The following is a 25336-nucleotide window of genomic DNA, read 5'->3' as shown; positions in this document are numbered from 1 at the left end:
CCGACCATGCCCGACAGCAGCACGCCCGCCAAAGCCACCCCCAACTTGCAGCGCCTGCGCGGCTTCATCGCCGATTTCACCCGGCTGGTGGAACTGCACGGCGCCGACGAGCCCACCATTCTGGACGCCGGCCACGTCCTGCTGGCCGGCCTGATCGCCGTCGACGACTGGCTGCCCGACGCCTGTGCCCAGCCCGACCCGGTGCATTACCGCCAGTATCTTCTGCATTGCGACCCGTATGAGCGCTTCTCCGTCGTCAGCTTCGTCTGGGGGCCGGGGCAGCGGACGCCGATCCACGACCACACCGTTTGGGGCCTGGTCGGCGTTCTGCGCGGGGCCGAACGCTCGCAACGCTACGACCTCCAGCCGCAGGGTGGCCCGCCCGTGGCCTTTCCGCCCGGGATCCTGGCGGCCGGGTCGGTGGAGGCGGTGTCGCCCCGCATCGGCGACGTCCATGCGATCTCCAACGCGCTGGCTGACCGGCCGTCCATCAGCATCCATGTCTATGGCGGCAACATCGGCGCCATCCGGCGGTCGGTGTTCGACCCGCTGACCGGCCAGCGCAAACCCTTCATCTCCGGTTACGCCAACAGCACTCTGCCCAACCTGTGGGACCGCTCGCAGCCCGTTCCCCATGCCGCCTGAGGATCACCAGCAATCATGACGAAAGCCGCACCGCTCGCCACCCGCAAGCCCGCCGACATCCGCCGCGCCTGGATCGAGCGTGACGAGGTCGCCCTGCTCGACGCGCGGGAGGAAGGCCCCTATTCGCTGGCGCATCCCCTGTTCGCCGTCTCCATCCCGTTCAGCCGGGTCGAACTGCTGGCCTACGACCTGCTGCCGCGGCGCGACGTGCCGATCACCGTCTATGACGACGGCGAGGGCTATGCGGAGCCGGCCGCCCGCCGGCTCCAGGCGCTGGGCTACGGCGACGTGACGCTGCTGGAGGGCGGGCTGGCGGGCTGGATCGGCGCCGGGTTCGAGGTCTACCGGGATGTGAACGTGCCCAGCAAGGCGTTCGGCGAGTGGGTCGAGCACCATCGCCACACCCCGTCGCTGCCGGCGGCGGAGGTCAAGGCGCTGATCGACGCCAAGGCCGATCTGGTCATCCTCGACGCCCGCCGGTTCGAGGAATACCGCACCATGTCGATCCCCGGCGGCATCAGCGTGCCGGGCGCCGAACTGGTCAAGCGCGTCCACGACATCGCCCCCAACCCGGACACGCTGGTGGTTGTCAATTGCGCCGGCCGCACGCGGTCGATCATCGGCACGCAGTCGCTGGTCAATGCCGGAATTCCCAACCGGGTGGCAGCCCTGCGCAACGGCACCATCGGTTGGACGCTGGCCGGGCTGACGCTGGACAGCGGCCGTGACGGACGCTTCCCCAAGGTCTCGGCCGAAGGCGATGCCGCCGGCCGCCGGGCGGCGCGCGCGGTGGCCGATCGCGCCGGCGTCGGCAGGGTCGACGCCAAGACGTTGGACCGCTTCCGCGGCGACGAGCGCCGCACGCTCCACCTGTTCGACGTGCGCACGCCGGAGGAGTATGAGGCCGGCCATCTGCCGGGCTTCCGCCATGCGGCCGGCGGACAGCTGGTGCAGGCGACCGACGAGTATGTGGCGGTGCGCGGCGCCCGCATCGTCCTGGCCGACGATCCCGTCGCCGGCGGCGGACCGCGTGCCGACATGACCGCCTCCTGGCTGTCGCAGCTCGGCTGGGACGTGCATGTGCTGGAGGGCGACGTCTCGGCCCTGGGCAGCGAGAGCGGCCCCGACCGCCGCGTCCTGCCGCCAGAACCGGATGTGGGGGCCGAGACCATCGCCCCGCGCGACCTGCTGGCCCTGCTTGAGACTGGCGAGGCGGCGGTGATCGACATCACCCGCAGCCCGCGCTACCGCGCCGGCCACATACCGGGCGCGCATTTCTCCACCCGCGCCCGGCTGGCCGAGACCATCGCCCGGCTGCCCAAGGGTGTCCGGCCGGTGCTGACCTGCGGCGACGGCACGCTGACCCGCTACGCCGTCGCCGACTTTCCCGCCGGTCAACGCCCGCTGCTGCTGACGGGCGGCACCAAGGGGTGGGTCGCTGCCGGACTGCCGCTCAGCACGGACCTCGACCGGCTGGGGGGTGAACCGGACGACGTCTACAAGCGCCCCTACGAGGGCACCGACAACAGCGCCGCCGCCATGCAGGGCTACATCGACTGGGAACTGGAACTGGTCGATCAGCTGAAGCGCGACGGCGCGCACAATTTCCACGTCATCTGACGGAGCCCGCCATGACCATGTTCCCCAAGACGCTCCCGTCCTTGTCGCGCCGCCACGCCCTCGGTCTCGGCGTCGGCGCGCTCGCCGCCAGCCTCCTGCCCCCGCGGTCTGCGCAAGCTGCCATTCCCGCCGGCACCATCCTGAAGGTCGGCGACCAGAAGGGCGGCGTGCAGTCGGTGCTTGAGGCCGCCGGACTTCTGGCCGACCTGCCCTATCGCATCGAATGGAGCCAATTCCCGGCCGCCGCCCCTCTGCTGGAGGCGCTGAACGCCGGCGCCATCGAGGTCGGCTATGCCGGCGACGCACCAACCACCTTCGCTCTGGCGGCCGGCACTGCGGCGAAGATCATCGGCGCCGTGCGCTCCAACCCGCAAAGCACCACCATCCTGGTGCCGGGCACCTCGCCCATCCGCAGCGTCGCCGACCTGAAGGGCAGGACCATCGGCACCGGTCGCGGCTCGATCGGCCATTACCTCGTGCTGGCGGCGCTGAAGGCGAACGGTCTGAAGCCCGACGACGTGAAGATCGCCTTCCTGCTGCCGTCGGACGCCAAGTCGGCGCTGGCCGCCGGTTCCATCGACGCGTGGTCGACCTGGGGCATCTATGTGTCGCAGTCCCTGCTGGTCGATGGCGCCCGCGCGGTGGTCACCGGAAGCGGACTGATGAGCGGTCTGTCTTATCAGTCCGCCACGCTGGAGGCCATTGCCACCAAGCGTGACGCACTGGCAGACCTGATCGGCCGCACCGCCGCCGCCCGGCTGTGGGCGCTGGAGAACAGCACCGCCTATGCCGACATCTGGGCCAAGGCGGTGGGCGTCGACCCGGCCATCGCCCGCCACACCTTCGGCGTCGAACGGGCGCGGCCGGTCGCCATCGATGGCTCGGTCGTCGCCGACCAGCAGGCGACCTCCGACGTTTGGCGCGAGTTCGGCATCATCCCCAAGCGGCTGGACGCGGCGACGATCTTCGATCCCGGCTTCAACAGCGCGCTGCCGGCCTGACGTCACCGGACCACGGATTGGCGATGCTCCCGACCAACCTCGACATGGACGTGCTGCGGGCGCTGGTGATCGCCATGGAGCATGGCGGTTTCGCCCGCGCCGCCGAACGTCTTGGCCGGACCCAGTCGGCGATCAGCCTGCAGATGAAGAAGCTGGAGGAACAGGTCGGCCAACCGCTGTTCCGCAAGGCCGGCCGCACGGTGGCGCTGACCGATGCCGGCGATTTGCTGCTGGGCTATGCCCGCCGCATCGTCGCGCTGAACGATGAAGCCCTGTCGGCGGCGCGAGGCCGGGCGATGGACGGCACGGTGCGGGTCGGCTTCCCCCAGGATCTGGCGGAACGCTGGCTGCCATCCGTGCTCGGCTCCTTCCACCGCGCCCATCCCCGCATTCATGTCGAGGCCCAGGTCGGCCGGGGACGGGAGTTGCGCGAGCGCGTGGCGCAGGGGACGCTCGACCTCGCCCTGGCCTTCGGCGAGATCGGCGGCACCGGGACGGCAGCCACCGCCGCCGGCGCAACTCTGGCCCATCTGCCGGTGGCCTGGGTGGGGTCGGAAGGCTTCAGCGCCGATCCGGAGACCCCTTTGCCGCTGGCCCTGCTCGACGCGCCCTGCATGTTCCGCCAGCATGGCATCGACCGGCTGGACGGCGGCGGACGCCCCTGGCGCATCACCTTCACCAGCCCCAGCCTGTCCGGCCTGTGGGCGGCGGTGGAGGCCGGGTTGGGCGTCACCATCCGCACGCCGCTCGGCCTGCCCGACACGCTGGCGATCCTTGAGCCACGGTTCGGCCTCCCGGAATTGGGATCGGTCCCGCTGGAGCTGCACCGCGCATCCTCGACGATCGCGTCCGCCGACAACCCGGCGGTCGACCGCCTGCATGGAATCCTTGCGGAGTCCCTGGCCGCTGTCCTGCGCGATGCGGACACCCAATAACAACATATTTTTCTAGTTACTTAAGTTTTTCTCAACAGTGCCGTTTGTGTTTTTCGTTTTTCCTATTCACACAATAGGGATACGCTTTCTCCCGTAGCCACCGCGACAGACCGGCAACGGGAGGAACCATGACGGCAGCCACCGCGACCCGAAGGACGGGAAGCCGATCCCCCACATGGACAGCTCCAGCGGGTCTGCGCCGCTGTGCGGTGCCGCTGGCGCTTCTGGTGCTGTGGCAGGCCAGCGTCGGGCTGGGCTGGATTTCCACCCGCTCCATTCCCTCGCCCAGCCAGATCCTGACCGCCTTCTGGGACCTGACGGTCAGCGGCGAACTGGCGGTGCATCTGCTGGTCTCGCTCGGCCGGGTCAGCGCCGGGCTCGCCATCGGCGTTTCGGCCGGCACCGTCTGCGCCCTGATCGCCGGCCTGTCGCGGCGGGGGGAGGATGCGCTCGACGCGCCGCTGCAAATGCTGCGCACCCTGCCCCATCTGGCGCTGGTGCCGCTGTTCATCCTGTGGTTCGGCATCGGCGAGACGCCGAAGATCGCCCTCGTCGCGCTGGGCACCGCCTTCCCGATCTACCTCAATCTGTTCGCCGGCATCCGCACCGTCGACGCCAAGGTGGTGGAGGCCGTCTCCACCCTCGGCCTGACAAGGGGAGAGATGATCGCCCAGGTGATCCTGCCGGGCGCCCTGCCGTCCTTCCTGACCGGGCTGCGCTACGCGCTCGGCGTCGCCTGGCTCAGCCTCGTGGTGGGCGAGCAGATCAACGCCTCCAGCGGCATCGGCTATCTGGCGATGACGGCGCGGGAGTTCCTGCGCACCGACGTGATCATCGTCGCCCTGATCGTCTACGCCATCCTCGGCCTGCTCGCCGACCTGATCGTCCGCTTCATCGAACGCTCGGCGCTGGTCTGGCGCCCGGCCTTCATCAAGGAGTGACCCTCCATGAGCCAAGCCCCTTCCCGCATCCCCGCCTCCTCAAAGCCTGTCGTCGGCGTCCGTGGCCTCGTCCGCAATTTCGGCAACGGCAATGTGCTGGACGGCCTGTCGCTCGACCTTCAGCCGGGCTCCTTCACCGCCCTGCTCGGCCGCTCCGGCTGCGGCAAGTCCACGCTGCTGCGCACGCTGGCGCGGCTCGACCCGGCACCGGATGGCACCGTGCAGCTTCCCGACGAGCGTGCCGTGGTGTTCCAGGAGCCGCGGCTGGTTCCCTGGAAGCGGGTGCTGCGCAACGTCACGCTCGGTCTGCGGCATCCGGATGCAGAGGAGCGCGGCCTTGCGGCCCTGGCGGAGGTCGGGCTGTCCCACCGCGCCAATGCCTGGCCGCTGACCCTGTCCGGCGGCGAGGCGCAACGGGCGGCCCTGGCCCGCGCCCTGGTGCGCGAACCCCGCCTGCTTCTGCTCGACGAGCCCTTCGCGGCGCTGGACGCCCTGACCCGGATGCGCATGCAGGGTCTGGTGGAGACGCTGTGGCGCGCCCATGCCCCCGCCGTCCTGCTGGTGACCCACGATGTGGACGAGGCGCTGCTGCTGGCCGACCGCGCCCTGGTGATGGCGCAGGGCAGGATCGCCGCCGACATCCCGATCCCGCTGGCCCGCCCGCGCCGCCACGGCGACCCCGGCTTCATTGCTCTGCGCTCCCGCCTGCTGGCCGAACTGGGTGTCGACGAGGAGCATCTGGCCGCGCGCGAGCCGCAGCGCATCGACGCAAGGGCATCCGGCGTAACGCCCGGCGGCTACGGCCTGCCCGCCGGTGCCGCAGCCGCACCCAGCTTTTAATGACACGAACGCCGACGGACTTGCCCGCCATGACGACCGACGCCATCCGCCTCCCCTCCGTTTCCTTGGGCCGCCGCAGCCTGTTGCGCGGTGCGGCCGGAGCCTGCGGCGCCCTGGCGCTGGGCAGCCTGCCCACCACGTCGCGGGCCGCGTCCGGTCCCGCCACCGAAACGGTCCTGCGCATCGCCGATTACAAGGCGCTGGACGGCCTGTCGCTGGAGGCCTCCGGCAATGCCCAATCCACCTACCGGTCGCAGTTCGCCGAATTCGCATCGGGCAACCTGATCGTCGAGGCGATCAACGCCGGCTCCATCGATGTCGGCTCCAGCAGCGAGATCCCGCCCGCCTTCGGCATCGCCGCCGGCGCCCGCCTGTCCATCGTCGCCGTCGTGAAGGACGACGTGAACTGGCAGGTCGTTCTGGTGCCGCCGGGCAGCCCGATCCAGTCGGTCGCCGACCTGAAGGGAAAGCGCGTCGGCTATGTCCGTGCCACCACCACGCAATACTATCTCGCCAAAATGCTCGGCGAATCCGGCCTGCGCTTCACCGACATCCAGGCGATCAGCCTGACCCCGTCGGAGGGACAGGCAGCCTTCGAGCAGGGTGCGCTCGATGCCTGGGCGATCTACGGCTATTCGGTGCCCTTCGCCATCAAGAAGGGGGCACGCGTCCTCGTCACCTCCAACGGCTACCTGTCGGGCAACTACCTCTATCTCGCCTCGCCCGACGCGCTGGCCGATCCGGGCAAGTCCGCCGCCATCGGAGATTATTTCCTGCGGCTGCGCCGCGCCTTCGCCTGGCGCGCCGCCAATCTGGAGCGCTGGGCCCAGGTCCATTCCGCGGCCATCGGCGTGCCGCTCGAAACCGATCTGGAAATCCTGCGCAGGAATTCCCGCCAGCGCGATCTGGCGCCGATCACCGATGCGGACATCGCGTCCGCACAGAATGTCGCCGACACCTTCCAGCAGCTGGGCGTGCTGCCCAGGCGCATCGACATCGCCCCGGCTTTCGACCGCCGCTTCACCGACATCCTGTCGCGTCCGCTCAGCTGAGCCGGCGCCGTCCTGACTCCTCGCCAGCCATAAAAATGGGGACCACCGCCATGACCGCCGTTCACAATTCCGCCTCCCACAGCCCGTCAGCCTATCCGCTCCGCTTCGTCGGCTTCGTCGGCAACCACAATGCGTCGGAGATCATCCCGCGCCAGGGTCCGGTGGTGGACCGCGACTATATCGAGACGGTGGCGAAGGCGCATGAGCTGGGCGGCTTCGACTCCGTGCTCCAGGCCTTCCATGCCGACGCGCCCGACAGCCTACAGGTCAGCCAGCACATCACCAGCGTCACCGACCGGCTGGGCGTGCTGATCGCCCACCGCCCCGGCTTCCAGGCGCCGACCATCCTGGCCCGCCAGCTCGCCACGCTCGACCAGCTGAGCCGCGGCCGCGTCGCCATCAACGTCATCACCGGTGCGGAGCGCAGCGAGCTTGCCCGCGACGGCAACATTGTGGACGACAAGGACGACCGCTACGCCCGCACGTCCGAGTTCCTCGACATCGTCCGCGCCGAATGGACCAGCGACGCGCCCTTCGACTATCAAGGCCGCTTCTATCAGGTCGAGAAGGCCTTTTCCCAGGTGAAGCCCTACAATCCGTCGGGCATCCCGGTTTGGATTGCCGGCGCCTCCCCGGCCGCGGTCGAAGTCGCCGGGCGCCATGCCGACACCTATGCGGTGTGGGGCGAGACCCACGATCAGGTGCGCGAGCTGCTGGCCCGCGTGCGCGCCGCCGTCGCCAAGGCGGGCCGTCCGCAGCCGGCCTTCAGCCTGTCGCTGCGCCCGATCCTGGCCGAGACCGAAGACGCCGCCTGGGCCAAGGCCGAGGCCATCCACGAGAAGGCCAAGGCACTGCTGGACAAGACCGGCTTCACCCGCGGCGACCTGCCGAACAACGAGGGTGCCCGCCGTCTGCTGGCCATCGCAGACAAGGGCCATCGGCACGACAAGCGCCTGTGGACCGCCATCGCCGCACTGACCGGGGCAAAGGGCAACTCCACCTCGCTGGTCGGCACGCCGGATCAGGTGGCCGACGCCCTGCTCGACTATTACGACCTCGGCGTCACCACCTTCCTGATCCGTGGCTTCGACCCGCTGCCGGACGCCATCGCCTACGGCCGCGACCTGCTGCCACGCGTCCGCCAGCTGGTGGCGGACCGCCAGCGCGCCCAGGCCGTCGCGGCGGAGTAACCGCAAGGTGGCGATCCGCTCCCCGATCATCCTCAACCAGCTGGGCCCCGCTGTGGGAGAGCGCATCGCCGCCCATCCCTCCCGCCCCACGGTGCTGGAGCATCGGGGCGGCCATCCGCCCTGGAACCTCCCAGCCGGCGTCGAGGTCCTGCTGACCCGACCGCTGATCGGGTGGGAGGAGGCCCCTGCCGCCCCTCCCCCCGGCTGGGGAAACGGCCTGTGCTGGATCCAGTCGGCCTCCACGGGCATGGATTTCTACCCACCCTGGCTGCTCGACGGCGCCCCGGTCGTCACCTGCGCCCGCGGCGTATCGGCGGTCGCCATCGCCGACTACGTGATGACGGCGATCCTGACCGTCGAGAAGCGGTGGGACACCATCCGCCTCGCCGGACCGGAGGACTGGCGACGCGAGACGCTGGGCAGCCTGTCCGGCAAGCGCCTGGGGCTGGCCGGCTTCGGCGCCATCGGCCAGGCGGTGGCCGAGCGAGCACTCGCTTTCGGGATGACCGTGGGGGCGGTGCGCCGCTCCGGCTGGGCCGAACCGGAACCCGACGTCGAGCCGTTCGGCCGGCTGGAGGATCTGGCGGCGGCCAGCGACCATCTGGTGCTGGCCCTGCCGCTGACCGCCGCCACGCGCGGGCTGATCGGGGCCGAGCTGCTGGCGCAGGCCAAGCCGGGGCTGCATCTGGTCAACGTCGCCCGCGGCGCGCTGGTCGACCAGACCGCCCTGCTCGACGCCATCGACAGCGGCCGGATCGCCGGCGCCACGCTGGACGTGACCGACCCGGAACCGCTGCCCGCCGGCCATCCCTTCTACCGCCATCCCGCCATACGGCTGACGCCGCACGTCTCATGGTCAGCCCCGGATTTCGACCGGCGGCTGGCCGACCGCATCCTCGCCAACCTCGACGCCTATGCGCGCGGCGAACCGCTGCGCGATGTGGTGGACGCCCGCACCGGCTATTGAGCCCCTTTTCCGACGGAGCCCCCGCCCGATGACCCATATCCAGCCACGGCCGCGCAAATTCTGGCCGCCGGTCGATCTGGTCAGCCACACCAGCGTCGAGGAGGAGCGGCAGCACCGCAAGCAGCGCCTCGCCGCCACCTTCCGCCTGTTCGGCCGTTACGGCTTCGACCAGGGTCTGGCCGGCCACGTAACCGCCCGCGACCCGGAACATCCCGACCGCTTCTGGATCAACCCGCTGGGCCAGCATTTCCGCACCATCCGGGTGTCGGACCTGCATCTGGTCGACGGCGACGGCACCATCCTGCAAGGCGACCGCGCCATCAACCAGGCCGGCTTCACCATCCATTCCGCCATCCACCGGGCTCTGCCCGGGGTGGTGGCCGCCGCCCACACCCATTCCACCTACGGCAAGGCATGGTCGGCGCTCGGCCTGCCGCTCGCCCCGCTCAGCCAGGATGCCGCGGCCTTCTACGAGGATCAGGTGATCTTCGACCCCTATTCCGGCGTCGTCCTGACCGAAGGAGAGGGCAAGCGGCTGGTGGAGGCGCTGGGCGACCGGAAGCTGGCGATCCTCAAGAACCACGGCCTGCTGACCGTCGGCCCGAGCGTCGAGGCGGCAGCCTGGTGGTTCATCAGCGCCGACAACGCCGCCCACACCCAACTGCTGGCCGAAGCGGCCGGCCGGCCCGAGCCGATCGACCATGAGACTGCGCTGCTGACCCGGTCCCAGGTCGGCACCCACCAGGGCGGCGCCTACAACTTCCACCCGCTGTGGGAGTGGATTGTCGCGGCCGAACCCGACCTGCTCGACTGATCCCGTCCCGTCCCACCTTCGCGAAGGCACAAGAACGATGACCGCGAATCCGGCCCATTCCCGCCCCCTCTCGCGCGCCCTTTCCCGACGCGGCCTGATCGCAGGCGCCGCCGCCACCCTCGCCGCCCCCTTCGTCCTGCGCCGCCGGGCGGTGGCAGCCGAACCGTTGCGCCTGTCCTGGAACGCCGGCGCCGTCTGCTTCTCCGCCGTGCCGCTGGCCTTCCGGCTCGACCTGTTCAAGAAGCACGGGCTGGAGGTGGAGCTGGTCAATTTCACCGGCTCCACCGACCAGTTGCTGGAGGCCATCGCCACCGGCAAGGCGGATGCCGGCGTCGGCATGGCATTGCGCTGGCTGAAACCGCTGGAGCAGGGATTCGACGTGAAGATCTCCGCCGGCCTGCATGGCGGCTGCATGCGGCTGTTCGGGGCCAAGGCGGCTGGGGTGAAGACGGTTCTGGACCTGCCGGGCAAGGTCATCGGCGTCAGCGACATGGCCAGCCCGTCGAAGAACTTCTTCTCGGTCGTGCTGACCAAATTCGGCCTCGACCCCAACAAGGACGTGGAATGGCGCCAGTTCCCCGCCGACCTGCTGGGATTGGCGGTGGAGAAGGGGGAAATCCACGCCATCGCCGACGGCGACCCGCTGGTGTGGAGCCAGACCAAGAACCCGCAGATGGTGGAGATCACCAACAATGTCTGCGGCGAGTTCGCCACCCGCACCTGCTGCCTCGTCGGCGTGCGCGGCAGCCTGCTGCGGGACAACCGACCGGCGGCGAAGGCGCTGACCACCGCCCTGATCGAGGCGCAGCACGCCGCCTACGCCGACCTGCGCGCCGCCGCCGCGGCCTATGCCCCCTTCGCCCCGAAATTCCCGGTGGAGGAACTGGAAGCGATGCTGCGCAGCCACGCCCACAACGTCACCCCGATCGGTGACGAGCTGCGCCAGCAACTTGCCCTCTACACCGACGAGCTGAAGAGCGTGTCGGTCATCAAACGCTCCACCGACAGCCAGCGCTTCGCCGGGCGCATCACGGTCGACCTCGCCTGACCCATTTCCACTGAAGCGGACCCGCCTGCCATGCCCTTCGACGACCTGCCCTTTCCCGCCGCCTTCGGTGAAGCCGGCATCGCCCCGGCGGTCGATCCGTCGCTGATCGCCGCCCTGTCGGCGGAGTTCGCGCTGCGGGCCGCCGAGCATGACGCCGCCGCCAGCTTCCCCTTCGAGAATTTCGATCGGTTGACGGCAGAGGGGCTTCCGGCCCTGGTCACGCCGAAATTGGCCGGAGGCAAGGGCGGCGGGCTGGGCGACGCGCTGGCGGTGGTGAATGGGATTGCGCGTGGCGAGCCGTCCACCGCGCTGGTCCTGGTGCTGCAATATGTCATCCACAACCAGCTCTGGCGCGGCCCGGCATGGCCGGAAGCCCTGCGCGACCGCATCGCCCGCTCCGCCGCGACCGATGGCGCGCTGATCAACATCCTGCGGGTGGAACCGGAACTGGGCACGCCTCACCGCGGCGGGTTGCCGGCGACGGTGGCGCGCAAGGTGCCGGGCGGCTGGCGGATCTCCGGCACCAAGATCTACTCCACCGGCATTCCGGCGCTGTCCTGGCTCGGCGTCTGGGCACGCACCGAGGACGACGAACCGCTGGTCGGCACCTGGGTGGTCCCGCGTGGCGCCGGACTGGCGGAACAGGGAATAGAGGTGCGGGAGACCTGGAACCACATCGGCATGCGGGCCAGCGGCAGCCACGAGGTGGTGTTCCGCGACGTCTTCGTCCCCGCCGATCATGCCGGCGAGCTGCGCCCGCCCACCGGCTGGTCGGCTCCCGACGCGGCCGCCACCGCCTGGATGTCCACACTGTTCAGCGGTGTCTACGACGGCATCGCCCGCTCGGCTCGCGACTGGCTGGTCGGCTTCCTGCACGCGCGAAAGCCCACAGCACTGAATGGGGCATCGCTCGCCACCGTCCCACGCCTTCAGGAGGCCTTGGGCGGGATCGAGGCGCTTCTGCTGACAAACCGCATCCTTCTGCGTTCCCTGTCGGTGGCGGTGGACGGCGGGACGCCACCCTCGCAGAGCGACAGCCTGCTGGTGAAATATACGGTGACCAACAACGCCATCGATGCGGTGGCGCGGGCGCTGGAGGTCACCGGCAACCCCGGCCTGTCACGCGACAACCCTTTGGAACGCCATCACCGCGACGTGCTGTGCGCCCGCGTCCACGCCCCGCAGAACGACATGATCCTGAGCGGCGCCGGACGCGCCGCTCTCGAACGGTGACCGCCCTACAAAAAGCAAAAAATAATGTGAAATATACTCGATCGCAACACATATTTTACACTATTGACGGTAAATCAGAATCATGTTCCCCTTAAATCTAGTATATTTATCGAGATAAAGGGGAGCACCACCATGCGCCAGCCAGGACGCCCCAGCCGCCGCGCCCTCGCGGCCATCGCCGCGTCGGTGATGGGGCTGCTGATGACGTCGGCCATCGCGGCGCCCGCGGCTGCCGAGGGGCGGATCCGCATCGCCGAGCAGTATGGCCTCGGTTATCTGCCGCTGCATGTGCTGCGCCACAACCAGCTGATCGAGAAGCACGGCAAGGCTCTGGGCCTCGACATCGCGGTGGACTGGGTCCAGTTGTCCGGCGGTGCTGCGATGAACGATGCGCTGCTGTCCGGCAGCATCGATCTGGGATCCGCCGGGGTCGGGCCGCTGCTGACCATCTGGGACCGCACCAAGGGCAACGCCAACGTCAGGGCGATCGCGTCGCTGAACGACATGCCGCTGTTCCTCACCACCAGCAACCCGAAGGTCAAGTCGCTGAAGGACTTCACCGACGCCGACAAGATCGCGCTGCCGGCGGTGAAGGTCGGGGTGCAGGCCCGTATCCTGCAAATGGCGGCGGAGAAAGAGCTTGGCGCCGGCAACTACGACGCGCTCGACAAGCTGACGGTGTCGATGCCGCATCCCGACGCCACTGCGGCCCTGCTGTCGGGCAGCGGCGGCATCACCGCCCACATCTCCAGCCCGCCCTTCCAGTACCAGCAGCTGGATGACCCGAAGATCCACAAGGTCGTCAGCTCCTACGACGTGCTGGGCGGCCCGCACAGCTTCAACCTGATCTGGAGCAAGCAGTCCTTCCGCGACGAAAATCCAAAGACCTACCGGGCCTTCCTCGATGCGTTGAAGGAGGCGATGGACCTCATCAACGCCAACCATGAGGCGGCGGCGGACGCCTATCTGGCCCAGAACAAGGGCAGCCTCGACAAGGCCTATATCCTGCGCCTGCTGAACGACCCCGACATCCGCTTCACCGTCACGCCCAACCGGACGGAGGCCTTCGCCGACTTCATGCACAAGGTCGGCGCCATCAGGAACAAGCCGGCCTCTTGGAAGGATTATTTCTTCGACGACCTGCATGACGGCGCCGGGAGCTGAGGCGATGAACGCGCTGACCTACCCGCACAGCATCGACAGCGACGGCCTGTCCGAGCGCCCGCTGCTCGACGTCTCCGGCGTCACCCTGCAATACAAGACGCGCCGGCACCTCGTCACTGCGACCTACCGCGTCGATTTCCAGGTCTTCCAGGCCGAGCGCTATGTCCTGCTGGGTCCGTCGGGCTGCGGCAAATCCTCCCTGCTGAAAGCGGTCGGCGGCTTCCTCCAGCCGGTCGAGGGAACGATCCGCCTGAATGGCCGCGCGGTGACCAAGCCCGGCCCAGACCGCATGATGGTGTTCCAGGAGTTCGACCAGCTTCCGCCCTGGAAGACGGTCAAGGAGAACGTCATGTTCCCCCTGCTCGCCAGCGGCAAGGCCAGGCGACGCGAGGCTGAGGAAAAGGCGCTCGACTGCATCGCGCGGGTGAACCTGACCAAGTTCGCCGACGTCCACCCGCACATGCTGTCGGGCGGCATGAAGCAGCGCGTCGCCATCGCCCGCGCCATGGCGATGGAGCCGGACATCCTGCTGATGGACGAGCCCTTCGCCGCACTCGACGCGCTGACCCGCCGCAAGATGCAGGAGGAGCTGCTGCAACTGTGGGACGACGTGCGCTTCACCGTGCTGTTCGTCACCCACTCCATCGAGGAGGCTTTGGTCGTCGGCTCGCGCATCCTGGTGCTGTCGCCCCATCCGGGGCAGGTTAAGGCGGAGGTCAACTGCGACGGCTACGATCATGGTGCCGTCGGTGGGGCGGAGTTTCAGGCGCTGGCCCATCGTATCCATACCATGCTGTTCGCCGAGGACATCGAAGGCAGCGGAAAAGGACCAAGCGCATGACCGACCTGTCCTTCCCCCCGCGCCCCCTTCCGCCCGGCAGGCGACGCGAACCGCCGCGGCGTCCGGAATATGAGCGCACCGTCACCGCCACCGGCCCGATCGGCGACATCGCCCGCCCGCTGTCGTTGTGGGAGCGGCTTGCCAACGTCACGGCGCTGCGCCGGCTGCTGGTCCTGGCGGCGGTCGCGGTGCTGTGGCAGGCGGCGGCGGTCTGGCAGAACAACCCGCTGATGTTCCCGACCTTCACCGACACCATTGCGGCGCTGTGGGACGGCATCCGGCGCGACGGCCTGCTGTCGATGGCCTGGACCTCGCTGGCGGTGCTGCTGAAGGGCTATGCGGTGGCCGTGGTGCTGGCCGTGCTGCTGACCACGGTCGCCGTCTCCACCCGCATCGGCAACGACCTGCTGTCGACGCTGACCTCCATGTTCAACCCGCTGCCGGCCATCGCCCTGCTGCCGATCGCCATGCTGTGGTTCGGGCTGGGCGAGGTCAGCCTGATCTTCGTGCTGGTCCATGCCGTGCTGTGGCCCCTGGCGCTGAACACCCATGCCGGCTTCACCTCGGTCTCGGAAACGCTGCGCATGGCCGGGAGGAACTACGGGCTGGGCAACCTGCGTTATGTCGTCACGCTGCTGATCCCCGCCGCCTTCCCGGCGATCCTGACCGGGCTGAAGGTCGGCTGGGCCTTCGCCTGGCGCACACTGATCGCGGCGGAGCTGGTGTTCGGCGTCTCGTCCGGCAAGGGCGGGCTCGGCTGGTTCATCTTCCAGAACCGCAACGAGCTTTACATCGACAAGGTCTTCGCCGGCCTCGTCACCGTCATCCTGATCGGCCTGCTGGTCGAAAACGTCGTCTTCCGCTGGATCGAGGTCCACACGGTCCGCAAATGGGGCATGGTCCGCTAAAATGGCTTTCCAAGACATCAATCCCGTTCGCTTCGATTCCAACCTGACGGTCGAGCGCCCGACCTTCGTCACCCATCTGGAATGCGCCTACACCGGCGAGCGGTACGAGGCCGACACGATCCACAACCTGTCGCGCGCCGGCAAGCCGCTGCTGGTCCGTTACGACCTGAACGGCGTGAAACAGGCGCTGACCAAAAGCTCGCTGTCCGAGCGTCCGCAGGATTTGTGGCGCTACCGCGAGCTTCTGCCGGTCCGCAAAGTCGAGGACATCGTCAGCCTGGGCGAGGCGGTGACCCCGCTGGTGCCGCTGCCCAAGCTGGCGAAGCGCCTGGGTGCGGCCGAGCTGCTGGTGAAGGACGAGGGGCGGCTGCCCACCGGTTCCTTCAAGGCGCGCGGGCTGGTGATGGCGGTGTCGATGGCGAAGTCCTTCGGCATCCGGCACATGGCGATGCCGACCAACGGCAATGCCGGGGCGGCGCTGGCCGCCTACGCCACCCGCGCCGGCATCCGAACCACCATCTTCTGTCCGGCCGACACGCCGGAGGTGAACGTGTCGGAGATCGAGCTGCAGGGCGCCACCGTCTACCGCGTCAACGGCCTGATCGACGATTGCGGCAGGATCGTCGGCGAGGGCAAGGCCAAGGTCGGCTGGTTCGACGTCTCCACCCTGAAGGAGCCTTACCGGATCGAGGGCAAGAAGACGATGGGTCTGGAGCTTGCCGAACAGCTGGGCTGGGAGGTGCCGGACGTCATCTTCTATCCGACCGGCGGCGGAACCGGCCTGATCGGCATGTGGAAGGCCTTCGACGAGTTGGAGGCCATCGGTTTCATCGGCTCCCGGCGCCCGCGCATGGTGGCGGTCCAGGCCGCCGGCTGCGCCCCGATGGTGCGCGCCTGGGAACAGGGGGAGGAGCATGCCCCGCGCTGGGAGGACGCCCACACCATCGCGTCCGGCATCCGCGTGCCGCAGGCGGTGGGCGATTTCCTGATCCTGCGCGCCGTGCGCGAAAGCGGCGGCTTCGCCATCGCCGTGCCCGACGATGCCATCCGGGCGGCGCTCGACGAGGTGGCGCGCGAGGAAGGCTTCCTGCTCTGCCCCGAAGGGGCCGCGACCTACGCCGCCTACCGGCAGGCGCTGGCCGACGGCCGGGTCGGCACGGAGGAACGCGCCGTCCTGTTCAACTGCGCCACCGGCCTGAAATACCCGCTGCCACCGGTACACCGCACGCTCGACCGCACCCGGGCCATCGACTACTCGCTCTTTCAGGACAGCGGCCGATGAGCGAGGTCCGCTACCGCCCCGACCGGCTGGTCGCGACGCTCGAAGCCATCCTCCGCCGCAGCGGCAGCTCGGCGGAGGAGGCGGCCATCGTCGCCGCCAATCTGGTGGAGGCCGACGCCCACGGCCATGCCAGCCACGGCGTCTGCCAGATCGCCGTCTATGCCCGCAGCCTGGAACTGGGCCATCTCCAGCCCAACCGCCATGCCCGCATCGTCCGCGACGAGGCGCCCTTCCTGGTGGTGGACGGCGATGTCGGCTATGGGCAGGTGATCGCGAAGGAGGCGACCGACCTGGCCATCGCACGTGCCAAGGCGGGCGGCGCCTGCATCCTTGCCCTGCGCAACGCCCACCACATCGGCCGGGTCGGTTCCTATGGCGAGCAATGCATCGCCGCCGGGCTGATCGGGCTGTTCTTCGTCAATGTGGTCAGCCGGCCGCTGGCGGCGCCCCATGGCGGCGGGCGACCCCGGCTGGGGACAAACCCCGTCTGCATCGCCGTTCCCGGCACGCCGGGCTATGCGCCCTTCCTGCTCGATTTCGCCACCAGCGCCATCGCCGCCAACAAATGCCGGATCGCCGCCTCGCTGGGCAAGGAGGTGGAGGACGGTCTGCTGCTGGACCCGGAGGGCAGGCCGACGCGGGATCCCGGCGTGATGTTCACCGACCCCACCGGGGCCATCCTGCCCTTCGGCGGCCATAAGGGCTATGGGCTGGCGCTGGCCTGCGAAATCCTGGCGGGGGCGCTGGCCGGCGGCCTGCCCGCGCTACCGGAAAATCTGCGGCCGGGGCGGGTGGTCAACAACGCGCTCGCCTTCGTCATCGACCCCAACCGGGTGGCCGGCCCGGAATGGCAGACCCTGACCGACGCCGTCCTCGACCATGTCGCCGACACGCCCGCAGCCCCCGGAAGCAACGGCGTCACCATTCCCGGCGAGCCGGAGGCGCTGCACCGGATGGCCGCGATGGACCACGGCATCGCGCTCGATCCCGACACGGTGGCGGCTCTGCACCGCATCGGCGGCGGGCTGGGGCTGGAGGTGAAGGAGTTGCTGGGAGGTTAACGGGGAGCGGGCGGCCTTCCCAGCTCTCCCCTCTGCCCCCGGTCAGGCGGTGATCCTGTTCCGCAACTCCCCGTCCTCCAGGAACAGCCGCACCGTCTCGGCCGCGTTGCGCCGCATCTCCACCGCCGCCTGATCGGAGTGGAAGGCGTTGTGCGGCGTCACCACCAGCCGACCGGCCAGCCACTCCTCGCGCGCCCGCCACGCATCCAGCAGCGGGTGGGCTGTGGGCGGCTCGACCGGCAGCACGTCGGTCCCGACGGCGGCCAGCCGGCCGCTGCGCAGGGCCGCCGCCAGCGGGTCCAGCCCGGCGAACAGTTCGCCGCGCGCGGTGTTGACCAGAATGGCGCCCGGCTTCATCGCCGCCAGGGTGGCCTCGTTCAGCAGGCCGCGCGTCTCTCCGTTCAGCGGACAGTGGAAGGTGACGACGTCGGATTCCGCCAGCAACTCCTCCAGCTTGCGGACGCGGCGATAGCCGACAGCCTTCTCGTGCCCGGCCGGCTGAAACGGATCGTAGCCCAGGATGCGATGGCCGAATCCCTTCAGCCGGTTGACCACGGCGGTTCCGATCCGCCCGACCCCGACCACGCCGACCGTCGCGGCGCTGGAGCGGTGCAGCGGTGTCAACGTGTTGGCCTGCCATGTCGCCGTGTAACCGCGGGCGCGGGCATCATGCTCCCACAGCCGGCGTTGCAGCGACAGGATCATGGCGACGGCGTGGTCGGCGACCTCCTCCGTCCCGTAATCGGGATTGTTGCAGAACGGGATCCCGGCAGCCGCCAACGCCGCGACGTCGACGCGGTCATAGCCGACGCCGAAGCGCACGACGATCCGGCAGCGCTTCAGCCGCTCGACCGTCGCCGGACCGATACGCGTGCTCCAGACCAGCAGGGCGTCCAGACGGGCGAGGCGTTCCGGATCGAGATCCTCCTCCCGGCGGCAGTCGAGAAAATCGACCTCCGCCAGCCCATCCAGCACGGCGGCCTCCAGGTCGGGGGGCGGAATCATGTGATCGGTGATTCCAACAATGAACCGTTCTGCTTTCGACGTCATTCCTGGCGCTCCTCGCACTGCTTCAGTCGATGAGAACACCATTTGCACAAAGAGCCATAGAGTTTTCAATCAAATGTCGATCGTTTCTATAGGGAAATTCCCATGTACGCGGACGGCCCGCTGTTCCCGACCGTCCGGCCCGTCGTTGACATGGTCGACTGCGCTCGACTGGCGGCAGCCCCGATCGCCACGGCTGCTAAGGAACAATCGGCCGTCGTGCGGGGGATCTCGGCCAATCCGGACAGGGCTGCGGAGCCAAGCAGGCACGTCTTCAAGGCTGCTGCGAACATCGGTGCGATGGTCCGGTCTGCCGGCATACTTTGCAACAGAGCCGCCTGACGAATCACGAATAGCGGCGCCGGGATGCGGCTGCCTGAAATATTAAAAAATCCGCAATGGAAATATTTTTGCAGGCCTTGTCTCCCCAACACTATGCAGAACCGACCCTTCTCAAAGGGAGGAGGGCCGGAATCTCGGTTATCACTATGGACTACATTCTCAACCAGAAATTTTCCCGGAGCTTGGCCGGCACCGCCTTTTGCTCAAGCGTTCTCAAGCAAGCAATCACAAATCATTGATTCATAACGGGAAACTTCCTCAGCTCTGATTTATGCAAAATTTTCCTGCACGCTTTTCCCGTTACCCCGATTGAGGTAGCCTACCCAAATGAGATATGCGGACTACTCGCCCCCCTAACCAGGGACCCCTTTTTCACATGTCGATGTCGCAAGCAGGGGAGGCAACCCCACACCGGCCGATCGCGGAAAGGACCGGCGCGCCGACCGGGCCGTCTCCGTGCCGCTGGGCGGGGGAATCGTCCGTCTTCAGTGACTTGCGGTTCGTGGCAGCCGCGCCGAACCGAGCGGGGCCTGACCGTATGCAGGACGTCCAATCGACCGATGGAATCGGCAGCCGATCCGGCTCGAACCGCCAGGTCGTTTCCGGCCTTGCGGATTCGGTGATTGTCCACGTCCAAGAATTCCACCGCCAAGATTGTGAGGGCCTCCGGTGACAGAGCTAACGAAGAGGGTATCGGCGGTGATGCTTGCCGCCGGGCTTGCGCTTTTCGCCGGGACGGCGGCGCAGGCTGCGACGGTGCTGAATCGCGGCAATGGCGGCGAACCGTCGACGCTGGACCCGCACCGCACGGACGGGCGCATCGAATCGAACATTCTGCGCGACCTGTTCGAGGGGCTGGTGGTGTACGGCCCCGACGGCCGCATCCTGCCGGGCGTCGCCGAAAGCTGGCAGGTGTCGGATGACGGCAAGCTCTACAGCTTCCAGCTCCGCGCCGACGCCCGCTGGTCCAATGGCGATCCGATCACGGCGGAGGATTTCGTCTACAGCCTGCGCCGCGCCCTGACGCCCAAGGACGGCATCCAGCCTTCCTCCAACATGCGCGTGATCAAGGGCGCCGCGGCCGTCATCGACGGTGCCAAGCCGGCCGACACGCTGGGCGTGGCGGCGCCGGACCCGCGCACCGTGACCATCGCGCTCGAGGCGGCCACCCCCTATTTCCTCGATCTGATCGCCGCCGACAACAGCGCGCTGCCCGTGCACCGCGCCACCGTCGAATCCCAGCGCGAACGCTGGACCGACCCCGGCAAGATGGTCAGCAACGGTGCCTATGTGCTGGAGGAATGGCGCGCCCATCAACAGATCGGCCTCGCCAAGAACGCCAACTTCCATGACAACGGCAGCGTCGCCATCGATCGCGTCAACTTCTTCCCCATCGACGATTCCGCCGAGGAGGTCGACCGCTTCAAGGCCGGAGCCCTCCACCTCACCTACGAGGTTCCGCAGGACCGCGTGAAGTGGATCTCGCTGACCGAACCGAAGGTGTTCTGGAACAGGCCCTTCCTCGCCACCTACTATTACGCCTTCAACCTCACGGTCGAACCCTTCAAGAGCAACCGCGACCTGCGCCGCGCGTTGTCGCTGGCGGTCAACCGCGAGAACATCGTCGACAAGGTCACCCGCGCCGGCGAGACCCCGGCCTATGGGCTGGTGCCGCCCATCGTCCCCAACTACCGCCGCCAGACCGCAGACTTCATCTCCGAACCGATGGAGAACCGCCTGCGCGAGGCGCGCCGCCTGTTCTCCACCGCGGGCTTCAGCCCGATGCAGCCGCTGACGGTCGAAATCCTCTACAACCAGTCGGAAAACAACCGCGTCATCGCCGACGCCGTCGTCTCCATGTGGCAGGACGCCTTCGGCAAGGGCATCCAGGTCAAGCCGGTCGGCGTCGAGCGCACCGACTATCTCAAGCGCCGCGCCCGGCGCGATTTCCAGATCGTGCGCGCGGCCTGGATCGGCGATTACGCCGACCCCACCGTCTTCCTCAATCTGATGCTGTCCACCGCCCTGCCGCCGCGCAACGATCCCGGCTACCGCAGCCGCAAGTATGATGAGCTGCTTGCCAAGGCGGCGGCCAGCGAGGATGCGGCCCAGCGCTCCAGCCTGCTCGCCCAGGCCGAGAAGACGATGATCGACGACAACCCGGTCATCCCGATCTACCACTTCTCCACCAAGTCGCTGGTCAGCCAGAAGATCAAGGGCTGGGTCTACAACGTGCGCGATGTCCATCCCAGCCGCTTCCTGTCCTTCGCCGGCAAGGCCGCCTCATGACCGCTGCCTTATGACTGCCGCAAGGGCGGCGTCCGCAGCGGGCTGACGGCGGACAGACAGCACAGCGAAAGCAGAGCGACAGGGGGGACAAGATGGATTTCGGCATTCTCACAATTCCTTTGGTGACGCTGGCGATGGCCTTCGGCTTCGCCGTCTTCACCGACACCCAGACCATCCATTTCGACTATGTCGACGTGCCCGATTCGATCTCCCAGGAGACCGGCCTGACACCGGCGGTGGTCATCACCAAGCTGGCCGACGAGATGCAGGAGATCGAGCGGCAGGCCTTCACCAAGGCCGAAGCCCGCCAGGTCGAGCTTCACGCCGACCAGAGCGCCACCTCGGTGCTGGGCGAATATCTCGGCGTCACCCCGCTGATCCGCGTGGTGCAGGAATCGGCCCACATGATTCCCTTCACCTTCTCCGGGGAGATCGTGCGCCACGACCAGCAGGTCGAATTCATCCTGCGCAGCTACGACAGCCACCACAACAAGACGCGCATCCAGCGCAACGGCTCGGTCGACAACATGAAGGGGCTGATCCATGGCGTCGCCTATGAGGCGATGCGGGTGGTGAACCCCTATATCCTGGCCGCCTACCAGTTCAAGCGCGACCGGCTGTCGCGCGACTTCACCCCGACGCTGGAGATCCTGCGCCTCGAACTGGAAGGGCACGACTCGCGCTATGCCCCGTGGCTGCACAATCTGTGGGGCATGGTCCTGTACCAGCAGAACGACCGCCACGGCGCCATCCACCAGTTCGAGGAGGCGGTGCATCTCGACCCCAATTTCCTGTCGCCGGTCCTGAACCTGGGTGTCGTCAATGCCAGGCTCGGCGAGTATGACGCGGCGGTGAAGAACTTCGCGGCGGTGGTGGAGCACCCCAACGTGGCCCAGAGCCCGGCGGTGAAGGCGGCGGCACTGAGCGAATGGGGCTTCACCCTGGCCCTGACCGGCCGGATCGAAGAGGCCTACGCCAAGTTCGACGAGTCCAGCCGTACCGATCCCAACTTCTCCGACGTCTATTCGAGCTGGGCCGAGGTGCTGAGTGCCCATGGACGCCGCGAGGAGGCGGAGCGGATGACCGCCAAGGCGCTGAAGCTTGCGCCGAAGGAGGTCGTCTATACCGAAAACCTGATCGGCACCGTCCAGAACGTACCGGCCACCGCCAACATGAACTGACGGCGTGGCAGAGGAGGGCCGAAGCATGAGGCGGAGCGCGCACCACACGACCGTCGCCACGGCGACCGCAGCGGCGATGGCGATCCTGATCGCAGCGGCGCCGGCCGTTGCGTCGGGTGGGCATGGCAGCAGCAGCGGGCATGGCGGTCGCTACGCCCGCCATGCGGTGCCGGCCCACGCCGATGCCAAGCATGCATCGCCTCACCGCGACAAGGGCAAGGCCCATGGCGAAAGTCATGATGGCAGCCATGACGGCGGCCACAGCACCAACGTCCTGCTCCTGGTGATCTACGGACTGCTCGGCATCAACAACAGCCATGGCGGAGGGCATGGTGGGGGGCACGGCACCGGACCGGCCGCCGGACATGCCACCGCACCGGGCGCCGAACACGGGACGGCGCAGGAACCAGACCCGGCCGGAGCCTATGCTCCCGCCGGCGCCGTTCCTGCGGCGGTCCATTGAGGGCGGCGGATTGAGGGTGGAAAGGTCCGGAGCTTGCGGGTTTCATGGCCGGAGCGGAGACGATGCAAGCACCCGAGAACAGCGGGCTGGGCCGGTCGTTATGACCGATGATGTCGCAGGCTGCCATGCCGTCCTTCATCTCGACCGGCTGGCGGCGAACCTCGCGATGGCCAGATCGATCCTGGGGGCCGGCGTCCGGATCCTTGGCGTGGTCAAGGCCAATGCCTATGGCCACGGCGCCCTGGCGGTGTCGCGGACGCTGGAACGCGCAGGCATCGACGGGCTGGCCGTCGACAGCCCGGACGAAGGGCTGGACCTGCGGCGGGAGGGGATCGCGTCGCCGATCCTGGTGATGAACCCGCTTTGCCCCGGCGACGCCTCCCCGATGATCGCCGCCGGCCTGACCGCCACCGTCAGCGACGTCGAGGCGGCCGAGGCGCTGCAATCCGCCGCCCGCCGGGCCGGGCGTCCGGCCGGCGTCCATGTCAGGGTCAGGTCGGACGGCGCCGGGCTGGGCGTGGACCGGGGTGACGTGGCGGTCCTCCTGCGCAGGGTGCGCGGCTTCGCCAATCTGCGGCTGGACGGGTTGTTCACCCACATGATCGGCCCCTATCGTGACGATCCCGTCCAGATCGGGCGGGAGGTCGCCGGCTTCCGCACCCTGATCGACCGGCTGCCGGCGGATGTGCCGAAACCGCCGCTCGTCCATGCCGTCACCAGCCCCGGCCTGTTCAATGCCCCCGACGCCCGGTTCGACATGGTGCGGCTGGGTGCCGTGCTCTACGGCATCCGCATGGTCGAGGCCGGCGGCGCGCCGTTCCCCTTCCGCCCGGTGATGGACCTGGTCTCGCGCGTCGCGCATCTCTGCAGACTGGACCCGGGGGACGACATCGGATACAGCCCGGGCGCCCGGCAGCGGAACGAGGGGCGGAGCGAGGGCTCGAACGGGGGGCGGAGCGCAGGACGGGCGGCGATGATTCCGGTGGGCTATGCCGACCTTCCCTTCCTGCTGCGCTTCCGGGACAGCGCCGTGCTGATCCGCGGGCGGCGGGCGCCGCTGATCGGCGAAGCCTTCATGGGAAAGGTTCTGGCCGACGTCACCGACATACCCGAAGCCGCTCTGGGCGACGAGGCGGTGTTCGTCGGCACCCAGGGCATCGAGACGATCACGGTGGAGGACATCGGCAAGGCCAACGGCATCCGCCCGTCGGCCATTCTGATGCTGGGGCCGCGCGTGGCGCGCCGGTCCGTCGGACAGGTGGGGGGTGAGGAATGACGGGATCCGGTCAGATCGTGAACCGGCGCCGGATGATCGCCGGTGCCGGCGCGGCGGTCCTGGGCACGCTCCTTCCGGGCGCTGCCGGGGCCGGCCGCGCGACCGACAACGCCTTGCTGCCCAGGCTGACCGACGGGCGCCATTGGCGGATCGGCTATGCCGAGACGATGCCCTACGGCAACTATGCGGGCACCCTGGCCAGCATCGTGAAAGGGTTGGACGCCCTGTCCTGGCTGAATGGGGCGGCACGGATGCCCTATGATGCCGGCCAGACCGACAGCCAGGCGCTGTGGCGCTGGCTGTCGGCGCACGATCTGGGGCCGCGGATCCGCTTCGTCGCCGACGGCTGGTACGGCGGGCTGGATCAGGCGCCGGCGGAACCGATCCTGCAACGGCTGGAGAGCGGTGGCGACATCGATCTGATGATCGTGATGGGCACCATCGCCGGGCGCAAGCTGGCGGTGGACCGTCACAGCGTCCCGACGCTGGTGTTCTCCACGACCAATGCCGTCGCCGCCGGCATCGTCACCGCCGCCGAACAATCCGGCCGCGATCACGTCTGGGCCCATGTCGATCCCCAGCGCTACCACCGCCAGCTCCGTATCTTCCATGAGACCTTCGGCTTCCGCCGGCTGGGGATCGCCTACGAGAACAGCCCGGCCGGCCGGGCCATCGCCTCCATCGCCGACATCGAAGCCGTGGCGGGACAACTGGGCTACGAACTGGTGGCGCGCCATGTCCAGGCACCCGCCGGCCCCGACGATCAGGAGCGCTATTACGCCGATCTCGCCGCCGCCTGGAGCGACCTCGCCCAGCGGGTGGACGCCATGTACATCACCTTCGGCCGCTGGAGCCTGGACCGCTTTCCGGCCCTGGTCCGCGTCTTCCAGGAACGCGGCATCCCCACCTTCTCGCAGCTGGGACCGGAGGAGGTGGCGCAGGGCGCCCTGATGAGCGTCGCCCGCGGCGACTTCGACGGGATCGGCCAGTTCGGCGCGTCGGTGATCGCCCGGCTGGCCAACGGCGAGAAGCTGGCTGACATGCGTCAGATCTATTTCGACACGCCCACCATCGCGTGGAACCTCGCGGTCGCGAGCCGGATGGGCTACCGCCCGGCGATGTCGGCGCTGCTGGCCGCCGACAACATCTACACCAGCCTCCGCGCAATGCCTTGAGCGGCCCGACACCAGCCGAGA

General features: G+C 68.5%; 23 protein-coding genes. 22 read left to right on the top strand and 1 reads right to left on the bottom strand.

Going from position 1 to position 25336, the window contains the following annotated elements; all coding sequences use genetic code 11:
- The first annotated feature begins 6 nt into the window (after positions 1–6).
- The 17 genes from E6C72_RS16165 (at position 7) to E6C72_RS16085 (ending at position 17542) form a co-directional block, all read left to right on the top strand.
- Positions 7–645, top strand: coding sequence for a cysteine dioxygenase (locus E6C72_RS16165; protein ID WP_109443341.1), 639 nt, complete (start codon positions 7–9; stop codon positions 643–645).
- Between the two features lie 15 nt (positions 646–660).
- The gene (locus E6C72_RS16160; protein WP_109443340.1) at positions 661–2265 is read left to right on the top strand and encodes a rhodanese-like domain-containing protein; all 1605 of its coding nucleotides are present in this window, start codon (positions 661–663) and stop codon (positions 2263–2265) included.
- An 11-nt stretch (positions 2266–2276) separates the two neighbouring features.
- Positions 2277–3266, top strand: coding sequence for an ABC transporter substrate-binding protein (locus E6C72_RS16155; protein WP_109443339.1), 990 nt, complete (start codon positions 2277–2279; stop codon positions 3264–3266).
- 23 nt (positions 3267–3289) lie between these two features.
- Positions 3290–4201 carry a LysR substrate-binding domain-containing protein gene (locus tag E6C72_RS16150; protein ID WP_109443338.1) on the top strand — a complete coding sequence of 304 codons (912 nt, stop codon included), beginning with the start codon at positions 3290–3292 and terminating at the stop codon, positions 4199–4201.
- 128 nt (positions 4202–4329) lie between these two features.
- On the top strand, positions 4330–5142 hold the full coding sequence (locus tag E6C72_RS16145) for an ABC transporter permease subunit (RefSeq protein ID WP_109443337.1): 813 nt from the start codon (positions 4330–4332) through the stop codon (positions 5140–5142).
- A 6-nt stretch (positions 5143–5148) separates the two neighbouring features.
- Positions 5149–5982, top strand: coding sequence for an ABC transporter ATP-binding protein (locus E6C72_RS16140; RefSeq protein ID WP_109443336.1), 834 nt, complete (start codon positions 5149–5151; stop codon positions 5980–5982).
- 29 nt (positions 5983–6011) lie between these two features.
- A complete protein-coding gene (locus E6C72_RS16135) occupies positions 6012–7034 on the top strand; it encodes an ABC transporter substrate-binding protein (protein ID WP_199228883.1) in 1023 nt (340 codons plus the stop codon).
- Between the two features lie 50 nt (positions 7035–7084).
- Complete coding sequence (locus tag E6C72_RS16130; protein ID WP_109443335.1) at positions 7085–8224, top strand: LLM class flavin-dependent oxidoreductase; 1140 nt, start codon at positions 7085–7087, stop codon at positions 8222–8224.
- A gap of 7 nt (positions 8225–8231) precedes the next feature.
- The gene (locus E6C72_RS16125) at positions 8232–9191 is read left to right on the top strand and encodes a D-isomer specific 2-hydroxyacid dehydrogenase family protein (RefSeq protein WP_109443334.1); all 960 of its coding nucleotides are present in this window, start codon (positions 8232–8234) and stop codon (positions 9189–9191) included.
- Between the two features lie 28 nt (positions 9192–9219).
- Positions 9220–10005, top strand: coding sequence for a class II aldolase/adducin family protein (locus tag E6C72_RS16120; protein WP_109443333.1), 786 nt, complete (start codon positions 9220–9222; stop codon positions 10003–10005).
- A gap of 37 nt (positions 10006–10042) precedes the next feature.
- Entirely contained in the window at positions 10043–11053 is a 1011-nt protein-coding gene (locus E6C72_RS16115) for an ABC transporter substrate-binding protein (protein WP_109443332.1), read from the top strand.
- Between the two features lie 30 nt (positions 11054–11083).
- Positions 11084–12286 (top strand): acyl-CoA dehydrogenase family protein, encoded by a 1203-nt coding sequence (locus E6C72_RS16110; RefSeq protein ID WP_109443331.1) that lies wholly within the window; start codon positions 11084–11086, stop codon positions 12284–12286.
- Positions 12287–12418: 132 nt separating this feature from the next.
- Positions 12419–13450 (top strand): ABC transporter substrate-binding protein, encoded by a 1032-nt coding sequence (locus E6C72_RS16105; RefSeq protein ID WP_109443330.1) that lies wholly within the window; start codon positions 12419–12421, stop codon positions 13448–13450.
- A gap of 4 nt (positions 13451–13454) precedes the next feature.
- A complete protein-coding gene (locus E6C72_RS16100; protein ID WP_109443349.1) occupies positions 13455–14291 on the top strand; it encodes an ABC transporter ATP-binding protein in 837 nt (278 codons plus the stop codon).
- Positions 14288–15199 carry an ABC transporter permease gene (locus tag E6C72_RS16095; protein ID WP_109443329.1) on the top strand — a complete coding sequence of 304 codons (912 nt, stop codon included), beginning with the start codon at positions 14288–14290 and terminating at the stop codon, positions 15197–15199. Before E6C72_RS16100 ends, E6C72_RS16095 begins: the two co-directional genes overlap by 4 nt.
- Position 15200: 1 nt before the next feature.
- A complete protein-coding gene (locus E6C72_RS16090; RefSeq protein ID WP_109443328.1) occupies positions 15201–16481 on the top strand; it encodes a threonine synthase in 1281 nt (426 codons plus the stop codon).
- Positions 16478–17542 carry a malate/lactate/ureidoglycolate dehydrogenase gene (locus tag E6C72_RS16085; RefSeq protein ID WP_109443327.1) on the top strand — a complete coding sequence of 355 codons (1065 nt, stop codon included), beginning with the start codon at positions 16478–16480 and terminating at the stop codon, positions 17540–17542. The genes E6C72_RS16090 and E6C72_RS16085 overlap by 4 nt, the downstream gene beginning before the upstream one ends.
- Positions 17543–17584: 42 nt before the next feature.
- On the opposite strand, the gene E6C72_RS16080 is transcribed toward E6C72_RS16085, so the two are convergent.
- Positions 17585–18547 carry a C-terminal binding protein gene (locus E6C72_RS16080; RefSeq protein ID WP_247882120.1) on the bottom strand — a complete coding sequence of 321 codons (963 nt, stop codon included), beginning with the start codon at positions 18545–18547 and terminating at the stop codon, positions 17585–17587.
- Between the two features lie 1086 nt (positions 18548–19633).
- Between E6C72_RS16080 and E6C72_RS16075 the strand changes: the two genes are divergently transcribed.
- From E6C72_RS16075 to E6C72_RS16055, 5 genes are all read left to right on the top strand, one after another.
- Entirely contained in the window at positions 19634–21220 is a 1587-nt protein-coding gene (locus tag E6C72_RS16075) for a peptide ABC transporter substrate-binding protein (RefSeq protein WP_247875980.1), read from the top strand.
- A gap of 92 nt (positions 21221–21312) precedes the next feature.
- A complete protein-coding gene (locus E6C72_RS16070; protein WP_109443323.1) occupies positions 21313–22401 on the top strand; it encodes a tetratricopeptide repeat protein in 1089 nt (362 codons plus the stop codon).
- A gap of 25 nt (positions 22402–22426) precedes the next feature.
- The gene (locus tag E6C72_RS16065; RefSeq protein ID WP_109443322.1) at positions 22427–22864 is read left to right on the top strand and encodes a hypothetical protein; all 438 of its coding nucleotides are present in this window, start codon (positions 22427–22429) and stop codon (positions 22862–22864) included.
- A 100-nt stretch (positions 22865–22964) separates the two neighbouring features.
- A complete protein-coding gene (gene alr, locus E6C72_RS16060; protein ID WP_109443321.1) occupies positions 22965–24140 on the top strand; it encodes an alanine racemase in 1176 nt (391 codons plus the stop codon).
- Positions 24137–25315 carry an ABC transporter substrate binding protein gene (locus E6C72_RS16055; protein WP_109443320.1) on the top strand — a complete coding sequence of 393 codons (1179 nt, stop codon included), beginning with the start codon at positions 24137–24139 and terminating at the stop codon, positions 25313–25315. The genes alr and E6C72_RS16055 overlap by 4 nt, the downstream gene beginning before the upstream one ends.
- Positions 25316–25336: the final 21 nt, after the last annotated feature.

The organism is Azospirillum sp. TSH100 (genome assembly GCF_004923295.1).
Classification (GTDB): domain Bacteria; phylum Pseudomonadota; class Alphaproteobacteria; order Azospirillales; family Azospirillaceae; genus Azospirillum.
This window is presented reverse-complemented; position numbering and strand designations above follow the sequence as displayed.

Coding starts and splice junctions, on each gene's coding strand:
- E6C72_RS16165 (WP_109443341.1), top strand. CDS start 7: ATGCCCGACAGCAGCACGCCCGCCAAAGCCACCCCCAACTTGCAGCGC.
- E6C72_RS16160 (WP_109443340.1), top strand. CDS start 661: ATGACGAAAGCCGCACCGCTCGCCACCCGCAAGCCCGCCGACATCCGC.
- E6C72_RS16155 (WP_109443339.1), top strand. CDS start 2,277: ATGACCATGTTCCCCAAGACGCTCCCGTCCTTGTCGCGCCGCCACGCC.
- E6C72_RS16150 (WP_109443338.1), top strand. CDS start 3,290: ATGCTCCCGACCAACCTCGACATGGACGTGCTGCGGGCGCTGGTGATC.
- E6C72_RS16145 (WP_109443337.1), top strand. CDS start 4,330: ATGACGGCAGCCACCGCGACCCGAAGGACGGGAAGCCGATCCCCCACA.
- E6C72_RS16140 (WP_109443336.1), top strand. CDS start 5,149: ATGAGCCAAGCCCCTTCCCGCATCCCCGCCTCCTCAAAGCCTGTCGTC.
- E6C72_RS16135 (WP_199228883.1), top strand. CDS start 6,012: ATGACGACCGACGCCATCCGCCTCCCCTCCGTTTCCTTGGGCCGCCGC.
- E6C72_RS16130 (WP_109443335.1), top strand. CDS start 7,085: ATGACCGCCGTTCACAATTCCGCCTCCCACAGCCCGTCAGCCTATCCG.
- E6C72_RS16120 (WP_109443333.1), top strand. CDS start 9,220: ATGACCCATATCCAGCCACGGCCGCGCAAATTCTGGCCGCCGGTCGAT.
- E6C72_RS16115 (WP_109443332.1), top strand. CDS start 10,043: ATGACCGCGAATCCGGCCCATTCCCGCCCCCTCTCGCGCGCCCTTTCC.
- E6C72_RS16110 (WP_109443331.1), top strand. CDS start 11,084: ATGCCCTTCGACGACCTGCCCTTTCCCGCCGCCTTCGGTGAAGCCGGC.
- E6C72_RS16105 (WP_109443330.1), top strand. CDS start 12,419: ATGCGCCAGCCAGGACGCCCCAGCCGCCGCGCCCTCGCGGCCATCGCC.
- E6C72_RS16100 (WP_109443349.1), top strand. CDS start 13,455: ATGAACGCGCTGACCTACCCGCACAGCATCGACAGCGACGGCCTGTCC.
- E6C72_RS16095 (WP_109443329.1), top strand. CDS start 14,288: ATGACCGACCTGTCCTTCCCCCCGCGCCCCCTTCCGCCCGGCAGGCGA.
- E6C72_RS16090 (WP_109443328.1), top strand. CDS start 15,201: ATGGCTTTCCAAGACATCAATCCCGTTCGCTTCGATTCCAACCTGACG.
- E6C72_RS16085 (WP_109443327.1), top strand. CDS start 16,478: ATGAGCGAGGTCCGCTACCGCCCCGACCGGCTGGTCGCGACGCTCGAA.
- E6C72_RS16080 (WP_247882120.1), bottom strand. CDS start 18,547: ATGATTCCGCCCCCCGACCTGGAGGCCGCCGTGCTGGATGGGCTGGCG.
- E6C72_RS16075 (WP_247875980.1), top strand. CDS start 19,634: ATGCTTGCCGCCGGGCTTGCGCTTTTCGCCGGGACGGCGGCGCAGGCT.
- E6C72_RS16070 (WP_109443323.1), top strand. CDS start 21,313: ATGGATTTCGGCATTCTCACAATTCCTTTGGTGACGCTGGCGATGGCC.
- E6C72_RS16065 (WP_109443322.1), top strand. CDS start 22,427: ATGAGGCGGAGCGCGCACCACACGACCGTCGCCACGGCGACCGCAGCG.
- alr (WP_109443321.1), top strand. CDS start 22,965: ATGACCGATGATGTCGCAGGCTGCCATGCCGTCCTTCATCTCGACCGG.
- E6C72_RS16055 (WP_109443320.1), top strand. CDS start 24,137: ATGACGGGATCCGGTCAGATCGTGAACCGGCGCCGGATGATCGCCGGT.